This is a genomic window from Streptomyces sp. NPDC005070, assembly GCF_053600395.1.
This window is the reverse complement of sequence record NZ_JBSFZS010000463.1, coordinates 1-1644: the sequence shown is the minus strand read 5'-3', so window position 1 is coordinate 1644 and position 1644 is coordinate 1. Positions and strand designations below refer to the sequence as shown.

Annotated in this window: 1 protein-coding gene; it reads right to left on the bottom strand. The window is 73.7% G+C overall.

Annotated elements, in window-relative coordinates:
* Positions 1-318: 318 nt before the first annotated feature.
* Positions 319-1230, bottom strand: a complete 912-nt coding sequence (locus ACWEBX_RS40275) for an AfsR/SARP family transcriptional regulator (RefSeq protein ID WP_451889655.1) — start codon at positions 1228-1230, stop codon at positions 319-321.
* Positions 1231-1644: the final 414 nt, after the last annotated feature.

Here is a 1644-nt window from a genome sequence, read left to right as displayed (position 1 = left end):
CCACAGCCGCAGACGGTCGCCCGCGGCGTCGGCGTCGACGCGTTCGACGTGGACGTAAGCGGGCAGCAGGACCGGCCAGCGCGGAGCGTCGGCGAGCAGGCCGTAGACGACGCCGGCGGGAGCCGCGACCCGGGCGGTGTGCCGGGCGGAGTGTTTCCGCTGCGACGACGACATGCGCGATCTCCTCCTCCCGGTGTGATCAACGCTGCACGGCCACGGCCGAGCGGTGCTCGATTCCTGGTGGAGAGCGGCCCAGACACCGGAGGCCGGGGTCGGCCGGCCGGGGTGCGGGGCCCGGGGTGCGGGGTGCGGGGTGTGTCAGCCCACGCGGGCCACGCCGGCGCCCGCCGCGGGCCGGGCCGGGAGGGTGTCGGGGCCCGACATCAGGATGGAGCGCTGCAGTTTGGCCAGGGCGGGCGAGGGCTCCAGGCCCATCGCGCGCACCAGGGTCGCACGCAGCCGCTGGTAGGCGTCCAGTGCCTCGCCACGGCGCCCGGAACGGTAGAGGGCGAGCATGTACTGGCCGCACAGGCTCTCGTGCATGGGGTACTGGTTGATCAGCACGGTCAGCTCGGCCAGCAGCTCGCGGTGACGGCCCAGGCGCAGATCGGCCTCGACACGCTGGTCCAGGGCACACAGCCGGCTCTCCTCCAGCCGCTTGGCCTCGGTGCGCAGCTGGGGGCCGGTGTGGACGTCGGCCAGCGCGGGACCGCTCCACAGCTCCAGCGCCTGGCACAGCAGCCGGGCGGCCTGGGGATAGTCCTCGGCGTCCATGGCCCGGTACCCGCTGCCGGCGAGCCGCTCGAACCGCCGTACGTCGCTGACGCCGTCACCGCTCTTGAGCAGATAGCCGCCGGGCACGGTCAGCAGCACGTCCTTGGCCTGCCGACGCCCCCCACCCACACCCCGACCCTCACCCCGGCCCTGGCTCTGGTCCTGGCCCTCACCCTCGGCCCGGCCCCGGCCCTCACCCTGGTTCTGGTTCCGGCAGCTGCTGTCGAGGGCGGCGGAGATGAGTTCGCGCAGCTGCAGGATGTAGGTCTGCAAGGTGGCGCGGGCACTGCGCGGGGGCCTGGCCCCCCACAGCTCCTCGGCCAGCACCCCCACCGGGACGACCTGGCCGGCCCGCAGCGCCAGCAGGGCGAGCACCTGACGGGGCTTGGGAGCCGTGGGCGTGATGGACACGCCGTTGTACCGCACGGCGAGTGTGCCCAGTACATCGATGTCCACGCGCTCTCCCCCATTCACCGGCACCGTCCGCGACGGTCCCCCGACCCCCCCAGTAAAAAACAGCATGAGCGGTATGTCAATGCTCGGGGAGCCCGCCCCGCCGGGGGTGGACGCAGACTCGAGGCAGCCGCAAGACACACGTGTCAACGCACCGAAAACAGGGCGAACCACCCGAAGGGGCGGCAGAACAGCGACACGAACCGGCCACCAACAGAAACCCACGACCAGACCTTGAAGACGGTTTCCGGACGCCGCAGACTCCCCCACCACCCGCCACCCGGCAACTTCCACCGCCACCCACCGCCGCCACGGGCCCGGAACGCCCGCCGGTCCGGAGCGCCACCGCCGCCGGCCGCGGGCCGGGAACACGCCGCGGGCCGCGGGCCGGGAACGGCACTCGCGGGCGCCGCCGGC